Origin of the sequence: Pseudoalteromonas phenolica (assembly GCF_005886345.1) — a bacterium.
In the GTDB taxonomy this organism is placed as follows: domain Bacteria; phylum Pseudomonadota; class Gammaproteobacteria; order Enterobacterales; family Alteromonadaceae; genus Pseudoalteromonas; species Pseudoalteromonas phenolica_A.
In genome coordinates, this window is the sequence record NZ_PNEC01000054.1 from 40,869 (window position 1) to 58,236 (window position 17,368).

At 39.9% G+C, this 17,368-nt stretch carries 16 protein-coding genes and 1 pseudogene; 8 read left to right on the forward strand and 9 right to left on the reverse strand.

Features of this window, described 5'->3' with window-relative positions; genetic code table 11:
- Positions 1–175 precede the first annotated feature (175 nt).
- Together glnD and dapD are read left to right on the forward strand one after the other, a co-directional pair.
- Complete coding sequence (gene glnD, locus CWB72_RS17055) at positions 176–2,794, forward strand: [protein-PII] uridylyltransferase (RefSeq protein WP_138633891.1); 2,619 nt, start codon at positions 176–178, stop codon at positions 2,792–2,794.
- An 8-nt stretch (positions 2,795–2,802) separates the two neighbouring features.
- On the forward strand, positions 2,803–3,630 hold the full coding sequence (gene dapD / locus CWB72_RS17060) for a 2,3,4,5-tetrahydropyridine-2,6-dicarboxylate N-succinyltransferase (RefSeq protein ID WP_138633894.1): 828 nt from the start codon (positions 2,803–2,805) through the stop codon (positions 3,628–3,630).
- Positions 3,631–3,686: 56 nt separating this feature from the next.
- On the opposite strand, the gene CWB72_RS17065 is transcribed toward dapD, so the two are convergent.
- The 4 genes from CWB72_RS17065 to CWB72_RS17080 are packed head-to-tail and all read right to left on the reverse strand — an operon-like array spanning position 3,687 to position 5,792.
- Positions 3,687–4,277 (reverse strand): hypothetical protein, encoded by a 591-nt coding sequence (locus CWB72_RS17065; protein ID WP_138633897.1) that lies wholly within the window; start codon positions 4,275–4,277, stop codon positions 3,687–3,689.
- Between the two features lies 1 nt (position 4,278).
- Positions 4,279–4,719, reverse strand: a complete 441-nt coding sequence (locus CWB72_RS17070; RefSeq protein ID WP_138633900.1) for a flavodoxin — start codon at positions 4,717–4,719, stop codon at positions 4,279–4,281.
- Positions 4,719–5,453 (reverse strand): tRNA pseudouridine(65) synthase TruC, encoded by a 735-nt coding sequence (truC, locus tag CWB72_RS17075; RefSeq protein ID WP_138633903.1) that lies wholly within the window; start codon positions 5,451–5,453, stop codon positions 4,719–4,721. The genes CWB72_RS17070 and truC overlap by 1 nt, the downstream gene beginning before the upstream one ends.
- Before the next feature lie 12 nt (positions 5,454–5,465).
- On the reverse strand, positions 5,466–5,792 hold the full coding sequence (locus CWB72_RS17080) for a YqcC family protein (RefSeq protein ID WP_138633906.1): 327 nt from the start codon (positions 5,790–5,792) through the stop codon (positions 5,466–5,468).
- 140 nt (positions 5,793–5,932) lie between these two features.
- Here CWB72_RS17080 and CWB72_RS17085 point away from each other — a divergent pair, with 140 nt between their 5' ends.
- Together CWB72_RS17085 and CWB72_RS17090 are read left to right on the forward strand one after the other, a co-directional pair.
- The gene (locus CWB72_RS17085; protein ID WP_138633909.1) at positions 5,933–6,961 is read left to right on the forward strand and encodes a DUF3549 family protein; all 1,029 of its coding nucleotides are present in this window, start codon (positions 5,933–5,935) and stop codon (positions 6,959–6,961) included.
- The gene (locus tag CWB72_RS17090) at positions 6,961–7,263 is read left to right on the forward strand and encodes a DUF3301 domain-containing protein (RefSeq protein WP_138633912.1); all 303 of its coding nucleotides are present in this window, start codon (positions 6,961–6,963) and stop codon (positions 7,261–7,263) included. The genes CWB72_RS17085 and CWB72_RS17090 overlap by 1 nt, the downstream gene beginning before the upstream one ends.
- Positions 7,264–7,441: 178 nt before the next feature.
- Here the strand turns inward: CWB72_RS17090 and CWB72_RS17095 are convergent, their stop codons facing one another.
- Positions 7,442–8,497, reverse strand: coding sequence for a restriction endonuclease (locus CWB72_RS17095; RefSeq protein WP_138633915.1), 1,056 nt, complete (start codon positions 8,495–8,497; stop codon positions 7,442–7,444).
- 244 nt (positions 8,498–8,741) lie between these two features.
- Between CWB72_RS17095 and CWB72_RS17100 the strand changes: the two genes are divergently transcribed.
- Positions 8,742–10,418: an Eco57I restriction-modification methylase domain-containing protein gene (locus CWB72_RS17100; protein WP_138633918.1), complete on the forward strand. Its 1,677-nt coding sequence runs from the start codon at positions 8,742–8,744 to the stop codon at positions 10,416–10,418.
- Here CWB72_RS17100 and CWB72_RS17105 read toward each other — a convergent pair.
- From CWB72_RS17105 to CWB72_RS17120, 4 genes and pseudogenes are all read right to left on the reverse strand, one after another.
- Positions 10,415–11,470 carry a restriction endonuclease gene (locus CWB72_RS17105; RefSeq protein ID WP_138633921.1) on the reverse strand — a complete coding sequence of 352 codons (1,056 nt, stop codon included), beginning with the start codon at positions 11,468–11,470 and terminating at the stop codon, positions 10,415–10,417. The genes CWB72_RS17100 and CWB72_RS17105 overlap by 4 nt on opposite strands.
- The gene (locus tag CWB72_RS17110) at positions 11,467–11,697 is read right to left on the reverse strand and encodes a helix-turn-helix domain-containing protein (protein ID WP_138633924.1); all 231 of its coding nucleotides are present in this window, start codon (positions 11,695–11,697) and stop codon (positions 11,467–11,469) included. The genes CWB72_RS17105 and CWB72_RS17110 overlap by 4 nt, the downstream gene beginning before the upstream one ends.
- Positions 11,698–11,947: 250 nt before the next feature.
- Positions 11,948–13,105: pseudogene (locus tag CWB72_RS17115) on the reverse strand (IS3 family transposase).
- A gap of 1,620 nt (positions 13,106–14,725) precedes the next feature.
- Positions 14,726–15,376 carry a GNAT family N-acetyltransferase gene (locus CWB72_RS17120; RefSeq protein ID WP_138633927.1) on the reverse strand — a complete coding sequence of 217 codons (651 nt, stop codon included), beginning with the start codon at positions 15,374–15,376 and terminating at the stop codon, positions 14,726–14,728.
- Positions 15,377–15,622: 246 nt separating this feature from the next.
- Between CWB72_RS17120 and CWB72_RS17125 the strand changes: the two genes are divergently transcribed.
- The 3 genes from CWB72_RS17125 to nfi are packed head-to-tail and all read left to right on the forward strand — an operon-like array spanning position 15,623 to position 17,367.
- On the forward strand, positions 15,623–15,886 hold the full coding sequence (locus CWB72_RS17125) for a hypothetical protein (RefSeq protein ID WP_138633930.1): 264 nt from the start codon (positions 15,623–15,625) through the stop codon (positions 15,884–15,886).
- A 2-nt stretch (positions 15,887–15,888) separates the two neighbouring features.
- On the forward strand, positions 15,889–16,662 hold the full coding sequence (locus CWB72_RS17130) for a Zn-ribbon-containing protein (protein WP_138633933.1): 774 nt from the start codon (positions 15,889–15,891) through the stop codon (positions 16,660–16,662).
- Between the two features lie 42 nt (positions 16,663–16,704).
- Positions 16,705–17,367: a deoxyribonuclease V gene (gene nfi / locus CWB72_RS17135; protein WP_252371584.1), complete on the forward strand. Its 663-nt coding sequence runs from the start codon at positions 16,705–16,707 to the stop codon at positions 17,365–17,367.
- The last annotated feature ends 1 nt before the right edge of the window (position 17,368 follow it).

The following is a 17,368-nucleotide window of genomic DNA, read 5'->3' on the forward strand; positions in this document are numbered from 1 at the left end:
TTAGAGACTGTTGAATCAAATCTCATCCATCACTAATTTCTCTTTACTAAATTTTGCCTATTAACTAGGCGTTTATCATATACAACAAGCCGCCCTGCTCGCATTTTATTGTGACTTAGTGTAAAACTTACTAAGCGCTCATCAATTCATTTGATCTAAAAATCAGGGATACTCCGTGGCACTATCCAACAAATTAAAAACACTTCTTGAAGCAGCGAATACGCTTGACGACTTCAAAGATTGTTCAAGTTATTTTTATAAATGGCTTAGCAATGAATTTTCTAAGCAACCTGTAAAACACCTTATCCGCTCTAGAGCAGCCTTTGTCGACTTACTGCTACAAAAACTCTACAAGATAACCGGCCTAAGCGAGCATCAAGATATCGCGCTCATCGCTGTCGGTGGCTATGGTCGAGGTGAGCTACATCCATATTCCGATATCGACTTTTTACTACTGGTGAAATCTGAACCCAGCGAAACTTTAAAAGAATCTCTCGGGCAATTTGTAACTCACCTATGGGATTTAGGCTTAGAAATTGGTCACAGTGTTCGAACTCATGAGCAAGTATTAGAACAGAAAAAACAAGATGTACACTTTACCACCAGCTTGCTTGAGTGCCGCTTAATCAGTGGTAATGAGTTAGAATTTGAGCGCCTAAAAAGTCATATCATTGAAACACCAATCTGGCGCTCTGACGAATTTTTCATCGCCAAAGTAGATGAGCAAAAAGTGCGCCGTAGAAAATGCCACGGTACAGCCTATAACCTTGAGCCCAATATAAAAGAAAATCCAGGCGGCTTGCGCGACTTGCAAACTATTTTCTGGGTGGCTAAAAAGCACTTTCATGCTGAAACACTGCGTGAACTCATTAGTCATGGCTACTTAACGCATGAAGAGTATCAGGAGCTGCTAGAGTGTATTGAAAACCTCTGGAATATTCGTTTTGCCCTGCATCTTGCAGCGGGCAGAAATGAAAACCGTTTATTATTTGATTACCAACCTCATGCTGCTGAATTACTCGGTTTTGGTTCTGAAGGTAAAGCCTCTGTTGAACGTATGATGAAACGCTTATTTAGGATCATGAGCCGAGTGCGCGAAATGAACCAAATGCTGCTCTCTTATTTTGAACAAAGTATTTTGTCAGATAAAGTACAAAACGAGCCTCAGCCGCTCGATAAAAACTTTGAACGCGTTGGAAATCGTATCAAGGTTACTGATCCTTCGGTGTTTTTCCGTAGAGAACAAATTTTTATGTTATTCGAGCATATCGCCGATAACCCTAGTATCACTGATATTGAGCCCAGCACACTCAAAACTATTCGCCAAGTTCGTCGCCGTTTACTGGGCGACTTACAAGATTATGCAGGTTGTCGAGAAGCGTTTTTGCGTTTAATTAAGCACCCTAATGGTATGGGTCGCGCTTTCACCTTAATGCATAAGCATGGGATCATTGCAGCTTATTTACCGCAATGGCGTAATATTTTTGGGCAAATGCAATTCGATTTATTCCATGCTTACACCGTTGATGAACACACCCACAAGTTAATCAATAATATTTACCAGTACTTTGATAAAGAAAAGCAAAAAGACTTTCCTATTTGCTCTGCGATTGTCAAAAACATGGATAAGCCCGAATTATTGTATCTAGCGGGTATTTTCCACGACATTGCAAAAGGCCGAGGCGGAGATCACTCAGAGCTTGGGGCGGTCGATGCCAATACTTTTTGTAAAATGCACGGCTTTAGTAACTCAGACTCTCGACTAGTCGCATGGCTAGTAGAAAACCATCTACTCATGTCGGTGACAGCGCAGCGTAAAGATATTAATGACCCAGATGTGATTGCTGAATTTGCTTCACACGTAAAAAATGAACGCCAACTTGATTTCTTATATTGCTTAACCGTTGCAGATATTCGAGCCACTAATGACAACCTTTGGAATGACTGGAAAAACACCCTGCTGCGTGAACTTTATTTACACACGCAACGTGCTTTAAGAGCCGGTCTTGAAAACCCAATGGACATGCGTGACCAAATTCGCGATAAAAAACAACAAGCCAAACAGCGCCTGATAGAGCTGGGTTTTGAAGAGAGCCAAATTGACTTTATTTGGTCTCGCTTCAAAGCAAACTACTTTACCGGATTCAGTGAACAACAAATTTCATGGCAATCTGAGCACCTATTAAAAGTAAAAGACTTGAATGACTTTAGTGTCATTGTTGGTGAGAAACCGCTGCATGGTGGTACCCAGGTTTTTGTTTACAGTCCTTATGAAGCCAGCTTATTTGCCAAACTTGTGAGTGTTATTGGCTCCAAAAAAGCGCAAATTCAGCACGCACAAGTGATGACGACTAAAGATGACTTTGTGGTATTTAACTTTGTGATACTTGAGCAAGATGGCGATCCTGTCTCCGTGAACCGTGCTCGCTCAATTCGAAAGGGGATTGAGTTGATCCTTCAAGATCCAAAGAAGAAGATCAGAATTAAGAAAAATCGCTCTCACAGATTTAAAGATTTTAATATCAAACCTAAGGTTATTGTGCGCCCGCATGCACGTGAAAACCGTAGCCTAATTGAAATTCAAGCCATCGATATTCCGGGGCTGTTAACCAAAATAGCCGAAGTATTTCAGGCTAATTCACTGCATATTCATGCCGCACGTATTACAACGGTTGGCGAGCGTGCAGAAGACTTTTTTGTTATTTCAAATAAAGAGTATCAAGCCCTCGATGAAGAGCATAAAGTAGAGCTTCAACGAGACTTAATGAAAAAATTAAACGCAGAAACAAATTAGAGGAAACTATGTCAGATTTAAAAACCATCATTGAACAAGCATGGGAGCAACGTGATGGCATTACTCCTACACAAGTGAGCAACGAAGTAAAAAGTGCAATCATTCAATCTCTTTCATTACTAGATTCTGGCGCTGCGCGAGTTGCAGAAAAAATCAGTGGTGAATGGGTTGTGCATCAGTGGCTTAAAAAAGCGGTACTGCTGTCTTTCCGTATTCGTGATAACCAGCCAATGAACGATGGCGTAAACCAGTTTTATGACAAGGTGCCACTTAAATTTTCTGACTACACGCCAGAGCAATTCCAACGAGGGGGTATGCGCGTAGTGCCAAACGCTGTAGCACGTCAGGGCAGCTTCGTAGGTAAGAACGTGGTACTGATGCCTTCATACGTAAATATTGGTGCTTACGTTGATGAAGGCACTATGGTTGATACATGGGCTACTGTTGGTTCATGTGCACAAATTGGTAAAAACGTGCATCTTTCTGGTGGTGTGGGCATTGGTGGTGTTTTAGAGCCATTGCAAGCAAACCCAACTATCATCGAAGATAACTGTTTTATCGGCGCACGCTCTGAAATCGTGGAAGGCGTAATTGTTGAAGAAGGCGCGGTTATCTCAATGGGCGTTTACATTTCTCAAAGTACGCGTATTTACGACCGTGAAACAGGCGAAATCCACTACGGTCGCGTTCCAGCAGGCGCTGTTGTAGTTCCGGGTTCATTACCAAGTAAAGATGGCTCACACAGCCTTTACGCAGCGATTATTGTGAAGAAAGTTGACCAACAAACACGTGAAAAAGTTGGCATCAATGCCCTACTTCGCTCTGTCGATGAGTAATCAATAAAATATAAAAAAAGGCCGCAATCAATGACGATTTGCGGCCTTTTTTATGCTTAATTCTCGCAACTTAAACCTTGAATATCATAGTGTTTAAACTGCCTTTTATTATTTTCTGTAAAGCTGATGGTAAGTTGTTCAAACGGCTCATAACTTTCTATGTTCAGTGCTTTACCAAGCCAAGGTTCTTTTGCCACCGATAACAATTTATAAAACCCAAATCCCTTGTCGCACATAATGTTAATATCGTGAAATGCCGTGAGTAGCTTACCCGGTGCTTGGCTTTGAATACTAATATTGGCTTGCTCAATGAAATTATCGGCCTTAGTGCCATTAAACACATAATACACCGATGTGATACTCAGCATGATCACTTGCACAGAGGCAACAAACATTAATGGTAGTACTGCTAGTTTAACCTTACTGCTCACCTCATTATGCTTCACAAAGTAAATAAGCAGCCAACAGCCGGCAATGACCATGGCTAACTTCAGCGGCACTAAAAACACGCTGAAATAGTACATGAGCTTTTCACTGCCCCACTTTAAGCCAAATGCGTTATCAAACCAGCTGCTTTCAATTGCTGGCAGCACAATTAAAATGCTACTGAGTAAAAACACCCATTTAAATTGTTGTAATCTCGACATATTAAAGGGTTTTCTGCCAATCCGTTAGCCAGGCTTCAACCACCTCCCATGGTTCAAAATGCTCACACGCATCAACATCTAGACGCGGTGCAGTTTGTTGTGCATTCAATTCTTGTAATAAGACATCGACTTGCTTTCCCGCGCCACAATAGGTGTCACCGTAGCTTGAGTCGCCTAACGAAATCACCCCAGCTTTTTTACCTGTTAACATCGGCGACTGACTTCGCAATTGTATAATTAATGGCTCAATGTTATCAGGCAGGTCGCCAGAGCCTGTGGTCGAGGTAATAAACAATGCCACTTCAGCTGCCTTTACATCATCAATGCTTGCGCTTTCAAATAAGCTCACTTGATGTGAAGATGACAAAACAGTTTGCACCTGTTCAGCTAAATTCTGTGCATTGCCATACACACTGCCTACAAAAATTGAAATTGATGCCATTATTGATAATCCTGTTCGCTGCTGGGCCACCCCAACTGCGCACAGATATTTAGCATCTCTTCGCCTAGGTTTGCCCGAATGGTAATTTCTTGTTTTGTATAAGGATGAACAAACTTTAACCGAGTTGCAAATAACATTAAGCGCTGCAAACCAAAATGTTCATAAAAAAAGTGATTATGCTTGCTATCTCCATGGTTCACATCACCCAAAATAGGATGGGCTAAATGCTTTAAATGACGTCGAATTTGATGCTTGCGGCCGGTTTTAGGAAAGCACTCCACCAGCGAATAGCGAATACTCGGAAACTTACCAAAAGGAATTGGCAAGCTTGCCTGATGTAAACAGTTAAACTCTGTCTGCGCTTCTTGCGGTGCTTTATCTTGATCGGCAAATTTGTCGGCGATTTTATCTAAATGCTCTTTTAAAGGTCTATCTAGATAAATATGCTCTGGCGCAAAACCTCGCACCAGTGCCAAATAACGCTTTTCGATTTTGCCCTCAATGAATACTTGGTTCATATCTCTGGCTGCTTCTGAGCTGAGCGCAAACAACAAAATACCACTGGTAGGACGGTCTAATCGATGCACTGGAAATACGTGCTGACCTAACTGATCACGCAACATTTGCATGGCAAATTGGGTTTCGCGTTTATCTAAAAATGAACGATGCACCAATAAGCCCGAAGGCTTATTAATCGCCACATAGTTTTCGTCTTGATAGACAATCTCAAGCATGATCTTTCTCTTTTAATTCTGTTGTAAGCTTTCGTCTAACTTAGTCAGTAGACTTAAAATCTGTGGATATTGCGGGTGTGTGGCAAAGCTCATTTCAGCCATGGGGGCAATCGACATATTGACTGGTAGCGGCATACCTTGCTCTATCATCAAGGTCAATTTAGGAATAAACACAAACTGCAACCACTGCTCAAATGTCATCACATCACAACAAAATGGCGCTGTAGAATTTAGCTTTTCAGCTTCAATGCTTTCACTTTGCCAAAGCTTGGCGATGCGTAATACCGCTTCGAGCTCTTTCAATAAGGTATAAACTGCTTGGTATTGGGCGTGACTCATCAAACCGACTCTTAATAGACTATTTAAAACCCGCGAATTATAGCCCAGCTAACTTCTTTACAGTAGCTTTACGGCTTCGCTTATCAAGCGCCGAGAAAATCCGTATAATTCGGCTAATTTAAAATTTGCATGAGCGAACTATGACTGCGCATATTTCTACTTTAGGTGATCTTCTTAACACAGCTGGCACACAGTGGCGTGTTTACGACATGGGTCGAAAAATCACTAAAATTGATAAAGCCCTCTTCAATCAACTTGAAAACGGTCAGGTACCTTACCCTTACCCGCTTGCTGGTCATGCCCTGATAGCCATTCAATTTTGGGATAACCAAGCCACCGCTGATCCGTATGTGTGGTTTTTAAAAATGCCCCTTGATGAGCAAAGTAAGTTAGTGCTTGCAAGCCGTGACCACTTCGCAAATATGGTGCTTGAAGCATTAGGTACTGAGTTAACGGGCGAGCAAGCAGATGGCAAGCTAGACAATAACCCGTATGTATTTACACCTAATGCCAATAAACTTGCCGCGTTCAATGCACTTTTAAAAACTGAATTAAAGCGCCCTGCATCTCAGTATTATGAATTTACCGAGCAATTTTTTGCTGGCAACTTAACTGACGATGCGTGGCAAAGTATTGCGGTACAAGGACTGGCTGATTTCGCCTTTAGACTCGACCACGGCCAAAACAGTGCAAACCTAACTAAAGTGTGGACGAGCTTACCACAAGAGGTGCAGCAGCCTTTAAGTGCGATGCTAGAACATGTTGAAATTAACACGCAACTTGCTGAGTTATTCTTTGCACAGTGCGAAAAAGCCATCGCTGAAAATAATTTAAACCTATTAATTAACAATATGCGTGCACTTTCAGGTAGCAAAGCACAAGGGTTAAAGTCTCAGTTAGTCGAGCAAGTACTAGCAAGCGAGCTCGGCAGTCAACCAGACGTGTTGCTTACTCTAGCAGGTCGTTATTGGTTATGCTTTGAAAAACCAGAAGCCCTATTCAAACTACTTGATGCGGCTGCTAATAATGAGCAAATGCCTGAATTATTCCCAAGTATTTTTGCGGACCTAGTTGCAATTCCGTCACTTCGCCCACACGTACTAGGTATTCTTCGAGCAGAAAATCGCAGCGACACCTTATCTCGCGCAATAGGTAGGTTATTCTCTTAATGACAACTCTCTGGCTTTTTATTGTTATTGGCAGCGTTATCGGCTTTTTTTGGTATAGCCGTAAAATTGCGGAAGCCGCAAACGAACATGCACAAAGACAAGCAAAGCAATTGCAAGTGCAGTTGCTCAGTGTCGCCTGTAAAAAAGTGCTACCCGGTATTTTAAAAAGTGGTCGTTTGGGAATAAAAAGTCAGTTTTTGTTTGAATTTAGCTCAGACGGCGAGAGTTTATATCAAGGTTATTTGTATCTTGAAAATGAAAAGCTAGTGCAAGCAGATATTCCACCGCATCGCTTGGGCTAACGCTGAAGCTAATTCATCTACTGAGCTAATTCATCTACCGAGCAAGCTATAGAATCATGTAGCTTGTTCGCACTTTGCTTATATCCACTCACTAGAATAACCCTTAATCAGATAATTACAGGAAAATGGTTAACACACTGATATTGTTAACCATTATTTTTATTTTGGTGAGTGGAAATTATTCTGAAAAATAATTTTTTGGAATAGTAAGCTGCTTTTTCTTATTCACAACAATTCCTCCGCAACGGTTAAAGCTTTCGAAAAACTTCTCTCCATTGGTAAGTAATAAGCTACGAATCTTTACTTTGGTATCATTTATTTCACCATAAAAAATGCCATATCTAATATCTCTATGAGTTATCTGATTGCCGTTAACTTTTTCTAGATCAAGCGCTGATTGACTATTTGGCAGTGCTACCCCTAGATCTATTGTTGGTGAAGTTTGCATTTTTAATTCTAATAGCTGGTGCTTTAAATCTGGATACTTACCTAAATCACTAAACTGTTCATACCCTAAAACCTTGCAAACCAGAGAATGTAATTTGTCCCCTCGTTTTCGCTCTTGATCTATTTTAGGAGCTTCAAATTCAGTACCGATCAGTGTTTTGAGTCGCTCAAATAATGACACAGCGCTATACAACTCTTTGTTCTTTGGGTCTTCTGTCGGGGACTTACTCGATAAATCAATAATTTCGTTAGTAGCGAGCAAAGAAAGGCTACTCGTATCCTTTTTTATCAACAAGGAAGTCTGTAAATGATCTCCACCAAATGTTGCTTGATACTTTTTTGTTAATTTTCCTGTTCTGTCCCAAAAAATTACTTCACTACCTAGCGGTATTTTGACCTCACTTATAATCGAGTTTTTGTCGACTCGAATAAGAACGTACTTTCGGTGAGCTGCTAATGCTTCGTTATATACTTGTAAGTTGTTTCTTTTCTGGACATAGATATCGAATTGTAAGCATGGAAAGCTTGGTTTGACTCTCTTGAAGCTATTAGGGGTAGGAAAACCAAGAGCTTCACAAACTAATTTTTTTGCTTCCTTTGATCTAGTCTTTAATGCAAAGTTTGCCAAAGACATGCCTTTCAATTTCTGATTTAGGATCGCTACTAGTTCTTCTCTTGTTAACCAAAGATTAGGATCGCCAATATCGATGCTATCGTAGATCGAATAATCTGATTTTTTTATGTTTTCGACTTTTCTTTGAGCGTTTTTTAAAACCTTTGAATCCATATTATTTTTCTTTTCCTAAGGAATAAGCTAGATATCTTTGGGAAGAGAAATGATTGAGTTTTGATGACTTTAAGTCTACACACTATAAGTAGCTAATTAGGTTTGTTCACTTCTAAGGCGTATTAATTAATTGATCAATATGAAGTATTTTCGATTAGGAGAAACTAAGTGAATTAACAGTGTGTATTAGCCGAATCATCATGTTAATCTTCATATATATGACGACGATAAGTAGAGGTATAATTTGTTAGAAGTTGCAGAAAGATATGAACACGTAGAGTGCAGAAAAAGTGAAGGAGCGCACTATACCTCTTCTCAATTATCTAATTTTGTTTCGCAAGAATTAGTGAGCTTCAACAGCAATTTCGCAGACCAAAAAATAGTTAGAATTGCCGATCCTGCAATAGGTGACGGAGAGCTAATAATATCTCTACTAAGTCGCATCAATGACAACAAAGAAATCGAAGTATTCGGGTTTGATACAAATGAAATTTCGTTAGAGAAAGCTCAACGAAGAATAAATGAGCTTTTCCCAAATGTTACTTTTAAAGCTTATTTTGGAGACTTTTTAGATCAGTCATTAAGTCATGAATTCAATGAAATTAAATTTGATTTTATTATTGCTAACCCGCCTTACATTAGAACTCAGGTACTTGGAGCCGAAAAAGCACAAGTCTTAGCCAAGCAGTTTGGTTTAAAGGGACGAGTTGATATTTACCAAGCTTTTCTAGTCGCAACATCAAAAGTTCTAAGTCCCAATGGTGTTGCTGGTTATATTGTTTCAAATAGATTTCTTACAACAAAAGGAAGCGGTACCCTAAGAAATATACTTTCTGACTTGTATTCGATTGAAAAAATCGTAGATTTTGGTGATACAAAGCTATTTGAAGCTGCTGTTCTTCCCGCAGTAATGTTCTTTAAACTCAAAGTTCAAAATCATGATCATACTGAGTTTGTTTCAATTTATGAGAGTACAGAAAGTTGTAACTCAGAAATTGTCAGCGATTCACCTATTTCGGCACTAGAACATGAGGGAGTGATATCCTGTTCAAATGGTAAAACTTATGAGGTTAGAAAAGGTTTTCTTACGTATGACGCTTCTCCCAAAGACGTATGGAGAATACAAGATACCTCGTCTGAAATTTGGCTAAATAATATAGAAGAAAGAACCTATTTACGTTTTAAAGACATAGGTAAAATTCGTGTTGGTATAAAAACAACAGCTGATAACGTTTTTATCAAAGACAACTGGGAAGAAGAGGTTGGTGTCGTACCAGAGCTTGTACGCCCTTTAATCACTCACCATGTAGGAAACAAGTATACTCAATCTGTGACTCAGAGATTGAAAGGTGTGTTATACACTCATACCACTGTTAGTGGTAAAAAACGCCCTGTTTCCATTGAAGATTATCCTATTTCAGAAGAGTATTTAAATTCTCACAAAGAACAATTATCTAGTAGGAACTATGTAATCAAAGCCAAAAGAAATTGGTGGGAAATTTGGGTTCCTCAAAACCCAGAGTTATGGAGTTCTCCAAAAGTTGTTTTCAGGGATATTTGTGAAAGCCCTACTTTTTGGTTTGACGACACTAACTCAATTGTAAATGGTGATTGTTATTGGCTTGTAAAAGATAATGAGGAACTAGAAGACAGTATCTTGTTCTTGCTTCTGGCAGTAGCTAATTCAAAGTTCATTGAAGACTACTACGATATCAAGTTTAACAATAAGTTATATTCCAACAAACGAAGATTCATGTCTCAGTATGTTGAAAACTTTCCGTTACCTGACCCTAATTCGGATATAGCATTAGAACTAATAGAGCTTGTTGAAGCTCGAATGAATTGTGAGACAGATATTGAGAGAACGAAACTGGAATCAGCTATTAATTCTCTCGTATATCAGGCATTTGGATTAAATTAGTCGTTAAAAAAATTTGTTGGCAAAGGGATTTGAATTTTCTTATTAAGAACTTTGCCTTCAAATCTTGAAAAGTGTTCAAAAAACTTTGTCCCTGTAACAATATAAAAGTTACTTATAACAACTTTCTTATTTTCAATAGATCCATAAAAAATAGCGTACCTTACGTCACAGTGTCTGATCTGGGTTTGTTCTATTTTGTTAATGTCTAACTTTGACTCACTATCTGGGCAAATCAAGCCTAAATCTATTGTTGGTGAAGTTTGCAGTTTAACTTCCAATAGCTGATGCTTTACGTCTGGGAAAGTCCCATGGTCATTAAATTCTTTATATCCGAGAGCTTTACAAACCAGAGAGTGTAATAAGTCTCCTCGTTTTCTTTCTTGATCTGCTTCTGGTGCATCAAACTCTTTACCAACAATATTTTTTAAAGACGCATATAGCTGCTCTATGCTCAACAATTGACTCTTTTGGGGTGAATTAGTTGGGGAGTAGTTCGATAAGTCTAAGTTACCTTCTGATACTATTGCTTGAAGGTTGTCAGTATCTGATTTAGATAGTAATAAAGCCTCTTCTACGGTGCCCGAATACTTTGCCTGATACTTTTGGGTCAACTTACCTGTGGTATCTAACACTACAAGATCACTACCAGTAACTACTTTAACTTTTGTGATAATTGAATTTTGATTTATTCGAATTAATACGTATCGACGCTCAACGTCTAGTTCTTCATTCCAAACTTGTAAGTTATTAGATTTCTGCACATAAGTGTCGAATTGCTGACCAGTAAACCTTGGTTGTACTTTTTTGAATGAAGAAGGTAATGGGTATCCAAGTGCTTCACAAACTATTTCCTTAGCGACCTTAGACCTTGTTCTTAATGCTAACCCTTCAAAAGAGTACCCAACTAGTTTTTTATTAAGAATTGCCGACAACTCTTCACTTGTAAGCCAAAGTTTTGAATCACCAATATCGATGTGATCGTAAATTGAAAGATTTGAGCTACTAATATTTTGAACTTTGGTTGTGGCGATCTCTAAGGTGTTTAATGTCATTGAGTATCCTTACTTAATAAATGTGGAACCGAGGTATTCAGAGTTTTAGAAAGGGTTTCTAGTGTGCTCAATGTTACGTTTCGTTCGCACCTTTCAATCGAGCCAATATAGGTTCTGTGAAATCCACACAGTTCTGCCAACTCCTCTTGTGACAGGCTGTTTTCTCTTCTGAACTTTTGCACATTTTCAGAAAGAGTTACCAACAGAAGCTTGCTTGGTTTTCTCATTACCTATCCCCTTTTAAATCAACCAAATAGTCCGACATTGATGACTTTGAGTCTACACACTATAAGTAGCATTTCTGGTTGGTTTGGGTTTCTATCTCTTTCCAAAATCTGTGATTTTGCCCGCTGCATTGGAACAATGCTTTAGTGGGCTAAGGCATTAAAAAAAATTAATTCACATGTATTGATTAATAAAAAATATGTGGTTTATTGAAAGGAGAACAAAAAAGGAATTAATGAAAAACTGAACTGGTCAACTCCAACAGGACACTTTTTCTAAAGAATTCTCATACTCTACTGGCGACAGATCACCATTAGCCGTATGAAGCCTTTCTAAATTGTAATATCGCATATATTCAACAACGTCATTTATCATATGCTCACGAGTTGGTTGTGGTACTTTTAGTAGCCAATCATGCTTTAAACTGCCGAAGAATCTTTCAACCACTGCATTATCCCAGCAAGCTCCAACATCACCCATACTCGCCCTGATATTGAACTGATTAAGTAGGTTGCGATAACGTCTACTCGTATACTGTGAGCCTCTATCAGAGTGGAATACCAAACCTTTAGGCGGTCTTCTTAGGTTATAAGCTTTAATCATTGCTTTCATAACCAAATCAGTCGTCATGCGCTTATCTATATGCCAACCTACTATACGACGTGAATATAAATCCATTACGATGGCTAAGTACATCCAGCCTTCGCCAGTCTTCAAATACGTCACATCACCAGCCCAAACTTGGTTAGCGGCAACAGGATTAAAGCTTAAGTTAAACAAATTATCTGCAACTGCGTCAGAGTGCTTACGTTTGGTTGTTACCCTATATGCTACTCGTTGCCTAACAGTTAAATTTAACCGCGCCATTAGCTTTCTGGTTTTATAGAATGTTATTTTAAAACCTTCTTTACGTAAGTTCTTACACAACTCACGGTAGCCTAAGCTCTCTCGACTTCGTTTAAACAGCTTTTTGGTTCTACGATACAGGTGTAATTCATCTGCCGTTATAAGCTTTGCAGGCCGCTCTAGCCATGCGTAATAACTTGAGCGACTCACCTGCATGACTGAGCACAATTTAACAACAGGATAAGCTTGGCTATTGTCTTTGACGAACTGATGCTTTACTTCATTTCTTTCGCAAAGAAGGCACTGGCCTTTTTTAAGATCTCTTTCTCCATTTTGAGATCTTTAACTTCTTTTCGTAGTCTTTTAAGCTCAGCTCGCTCATCTTCATTCAAAAGCGGAACCAGATTGCTCAGCTTCAAATTTGGCTTTCCAGTTATAAAGCAACTTATCTGTGATACCTAAAGACGCTGCTGCCTTTGATACGCTATAGCCTTGTTCTGTAACTAAAGCTACTGCCTCTTTCTTAAACTCAGCCGTATAACTTCTTACTTTTCTTTTTGTCATTTAACACCTCAATAATTGGATCATTTTCCATTATTAAAGTGTCCTGTCTAATTAAATCAGTTCACCTTGCTCCGCAACGTGTATTTTGCACGAAAAGTCATTTGAGGTGAGAAATCAGACATAAAGTCGATACGGCTGAAAAACCAGACGCCAGAAAGAACTAAGGCGCAACATAAGTCGCGCCTAAAGTTGACAACATCCATGATAGCTTCCAAAGCCTAAATCCTGTTTTATCTTCCGCTGAATGGTTATCTTCCATCGACAACCAAAAGTCCATTTAAAGTCCTATACACGTCCTGTGTTCCTCATATCCTAAATCCGCTTCGCAAAATCCTATGCGCTCCTAGTACACCCTGTACTCCATCCTCATCCTAGGTATCATCCTAATACCTGTAACCATCCTGGTTTCCGCTTCACCCATCTTTGGGCTGTCCTCACACTCCTGTGTGTATCCTATCTCCATTGTGCAACTCCGTTACACGCCTCATCCAGAGGAACCTGTTGAGCTTCTTGCCCTAGCACTTAATCCATAACCTTGTGCTTATTCCGTTCTTCCTATCCCTTTGCCTTCCTGACATGATTAAGTTTACGGTAATTTGCCGTGTGCAAAAGCGACTTACGGCAATTTATTTAGTGTCATTTTATTTTAACAATGAAATACTTGTTATTTTTCATGTTGTTATAGTCAAACCACAGCCAGGGCAAAGTGTTTAAAACACCAAAGCCCACAAGCATGTGGGAAATATCTCACAGCTAAGTTTCCGATCCGTCCTTATCTAATTTTTTGATTTATCATCCAATATGAGAATCTTGGTCAAAGAAGAAGGATAGCTTGATTTCCAACTGCTTAAATTTGAGCTTTGTTAGATTTGCAGTATGCGTTGAATTAAATAAGCATTCGCAACAAGGTTAATTAAGCGAGGAAAGACTCAATAGATAAAAGACTTTCTTGTCGAGGTTGTTACCTAAGAAAAGATAAACATTGATAAAATTAGAGGTGATAAAAGAAATAACCTAACGCCAGAAAGAACTAAGGCGCAACATAAGTCGCGCCTAAAGTTGACAACATCCATGATAGCTTCCAAAGCCTATAATCCTGTTTTATCTTCCGCTGAATGGCCGTCTTCCATCGACAACCAAAAATCCGTTTAAAATCCTATACACGTCCTGTGTTCCTAATATCCTAAATCCGCTTCGCAAAATCCTATGCGCTCCTAGTACACCCTGTACTACATCCTCATCCTAGGTGTTGTCCTAACACCTGTAACCATCCTGGTTTCCGCTTCACCCGTCTTTGGGCTGTCCTCACACTCCTGTGTGTATCCTATTCCTGAGTGCAACTCCGTTACACCTCATCCTGAGTATCCTGTTGAGCTTCTTGCCCTGGCACCTGTCCATAACCTTGTGCTTATTCCGTTTTTCCTATCCCTTTGCCTTCCTGACATGATTAATTATACGGTAATTTGCCGTGTGCAAAAGCGACTTACAGCAAATCATTTGTTGTCACATTATTTTAAAAATAAAATACCTTTTTATTTTCATATACTTAAATATAAACCACAGCCAAAACAAAGTGCTTAAAACACTAAAACCCACAACCATGTGGGAAATATCTCACAGCTAACTTTCCGATCCGTCCGCATCTAACTTTTTATACATCAGCTCACCCGACACTTCACCGAAGGTCATTTGCTCAATCACCTCATATTGGTGCTTTAAGAAGAAGGCTTTTTGCGCTGTTTGTGTAATGAATACCGCCACGCCAGTGATGTCTTCTTCGGCTAGGTGAAGTTGCTCCACCCCGTTTAATAAGTAATGACCAAGACCTTGCCCCTGCGCATTCGGATGAATGGCAATTAATGACAAATAAAAACACTCGCCATATTGCTCTAGGGCCGCTCTTATCGCTTGCTCTTTAGCAACCAGTTGCTTGGTTTGAACATACCCGGCGCTGAGCATGAGTTTTAAACGCCAATGCCAAAAACGCTGCGCTGACAAAGGCCCGTTGGTTGCGATTGCACACGCAACACCAACAAGTTGTTTGTCTATAAACGCGCCTAGCATGGCTTGACCACTTTGTGAGAATGTTTGTAACTCTTCGCGAATAAGTGCGCGCAACTTTTTCGCAAAGTCTACGTCAGAATCTGCAGTTAACACTTGCTTTAGTAATTCATCACTATGATAAGCTTGAAATAGCAGGCTTGCTGCAATGTTTATTTCTTCCGGCTCCAAATACTTTAGGCTCAGTTGATCTGCTTCTACTATTTTCATTATTGTTCCTGTTACCTAATTTTTACTAGAAAACTTAGTCAACTATAGTTACTGAGTGTTTTTTAAGCAAAAAGACATGCTAATACTAGTCAGTAATATCTAGTCTCTCGTTGTTAACATAAGTATAGAAAGAACGAATCGATCACTGTGCATTATGCAAAACAAACCGTTTAGCATGGTTACGAGCTCAGCTATGCGCTTTAAAGATTTATGCTAGAATGCGTTTTATTTTGTTGAGTAAAACGCATGCATCCCGCTGTTCATTCTGCTATTGCAGCCTTAGTCGCTGAAAACAAAACACCCACTGTTGCTTTAACTAAATCTAAGTTGTCAGAGCCTGTACCTATGCCTTTGGTTATTGCTGGGTTGACCGCCTACAAAAATGATCCAAATTGTATCAACACTCAACCTGCAGCAGCCCCAAAAGCCAAGGCTACAGAACAAAGTCAGCTTGACCGCATTGAACAAAAACTTGACCGCTTACTCGCTCTATTAGAAAAAGATAACTAATTATGTTCGTTGTAGATTTAACTTTTGATTGTTACCAAGACACCACCCTAGATGATGCCGAGCGTGCCATTAATCGCGTGGTGAATGCCCTACGTTTTAACGGACAGATCTTCGGGGATGAGTTTCCGACCGTATTAAAAGACGGCTACTTTATTACCCGTGTTATGTGCCCGCTTGAAGATGCGCTACACCCACTTAATCACAGCCCGTTTGTAAAAAAGGCCATTGAGCTTTTACAAGATGCAGGCTTATTGGCACCGAAAGTAAAGGTGATCGGTCAGGATATTCATGCCAATGGCGCCGACCTGTGTGACGCTCCGTCTTCTTATATTTTATATACCACTTATGTGCATACATGTAGCCCGCTGTATTGCGGCGATGACTTTCAGCCTGTGCCACTTTATAAAATTCCTGCCATTGCCAATGGCGATTACAAGGCCTTAATTAAGTGGCAAGAGGATTGGCAAGCATGCGATCAGATCCAGATCAACGGTGCCACGCGCTGTGAGTTTGCGGCGTTAGAAGAGATTTCTAGTACTGAAAGCGATTTGTTCCGTCGTGGTATGGACTTGTCTAAACGTATTCGCTATCTCACCAAAAAGCCGGTTTATTACTATTTGTATCGCGTTGGTGGTGAGAGCTTGGCAGCAGAGCAAGCGCGAATATGTCCAAGCTGTGGCGGTGATTGGAAGTTAGAGGAACCTTGGTTTGGCTTATTTGATTTTCGCTGTGACAGCTGTGAGCTGGTGTCGAATATCTCTTGGGATTTTCAGTGATCGCGCTACCCAACAATATACTAACTATAAATGGAAGTTACTGTGACAGATAAAATTCATGACGCAGAATTGTTGCAAGCAACACTTGCAAAACAAGTCATTACATATAACGAGTTTAATAGCATAAATACCGTTGCAGGTGTGGATGTTGCTTATCATGAACAATCTAATCAGGTTGTTGGCGCTATTTCAGTGCTTGACGCTGACACGCTAGAGTTACTAGAAACTCAAGTGAGCATTGAGGAAATTAGCTTTCCTTATGTGCCGGGGCTGTTTTCTTTTCGTGAACTTCCGCCACTACTGAATGCGTTTGCAAAGCTCACAATCAAACCCGACCTTATTGTTTGTGATGGTCATGGTATCGCCCACCCGAGGCGCTTTGGTCTAGCGTGCCACTTGGGTGTCAAGTTAAACTTACCCACTATTGGTTGTGCTAAAACTAAACTTATCGGTGATTTTTTGCCAGTAGAGCAAGCTCGTGGCCAGATGAGTGACTTATTAATTAATGAAGACGTAGTTGGAAAGGTGCTGCGCACTCAACACAATGTGAAGCCGGTATTTGTCTCTATTGGCCACAAAATCAGTCTAGATACAGCCGCTGAATGGGTATTAAAACTCTCGCCAAAATATCGACTCCCCGAGACCACACGTCAAGCCGATCAACTGGTCAATAAAACACTTAAGTCAAAACTTGAGCTAACATAGA

Bases quoted from the DNA above. Each gene is read 5' to 3' on its own strand.
- CWB72_RS17120 (WP_138633927.1), bottom strand. From the start codon at position 15,376: ATGAAAATAGTAGAAGCAGATCAACTGAGCCTAAAGTATTTGGAGCCG.
- CWB72_RS17105 (WP_138633921.1), bottom strand. From the start codon at position 11,470: ATGACATTAAACACCTTAGAGATCGCCACAACCAAAGTTCAAAATATT.
- CWB72_RS17070 (WP_138633900.1), bottom strand. From the start codon at position 4,719: ATGGCATCAATTTCAATTTTTGTAGGCAGTGTGTATGGCAATGCACAG.
- CWB72_RS17080 (WP_138633906.1), bottom strand. From the start codon at position 5,792: ATGAGTCACGCCCAATACCAAGCAGTTTATACCTTATTGAAAGAGCTC.
- CWB72_RS17110 (WP_138633924.1), bottom strand. From the start codon at position 11,697: ATGAGAAAACCAAGCAAGCTTCTGTTGGTAACTCTTTCTGAAAATGTG.
- truC (WP_138633903.1), bottom strand. From the start codon at position 5,453: ATGCTTGAGATTGTCTATCAAGACGAAAACTATGTGGCGATTAATAAG.
- CWB72_RS17065 (WP_138633897.1), bottom strand. From the start codon at position 4,277: ATGTCGAGATTACAACAATTTAAATGGGTGTTTTTACTCAGTAGCATT.
- CWB72_RS17130 (WP_138633933.1), top strand. From the start codon at position 15,889: ATGTTCGTTGTAGATTTAACTTTTGATTGTTACCAAGACACCACCCTA.
- CWB72_RS17095 (WP_138633915.1), bottom strand. From the start codon at position 8,497: ATGGATTCAAAGGTTTTAAAAAACGCTCAAAGAAAAGTCGAAAACATA.
- dapD (WP_138633894.1), top strand. From the start codon at position 2,803: ATGTCAGATTTAAAAACCATCATTGAACAAGCATGGGAGCAACGTGAT.
- CWB72_RS17085 (WP_138633909.1), top strand. From the start codon at position 5,933: ATGACTGCGCATATTTCTACTTTAGGTGATCTTCTTAACACAGCTGGC.
- CWB72_RS17125 (WP_138633930.1), top strand. From the start codon at position 15,623: ATGCATCCCGCTGTTCATTCTGCTATTGCAGCCTTAGTCGCTGAAAAC.
- CWB72_RS17090 (WP_138633912.1), top strand. From the start codon at position 6,961: ATGACAACTCTCTGGCTTTTTATTGTTATTGGCAGCGTTATCGGCTTT.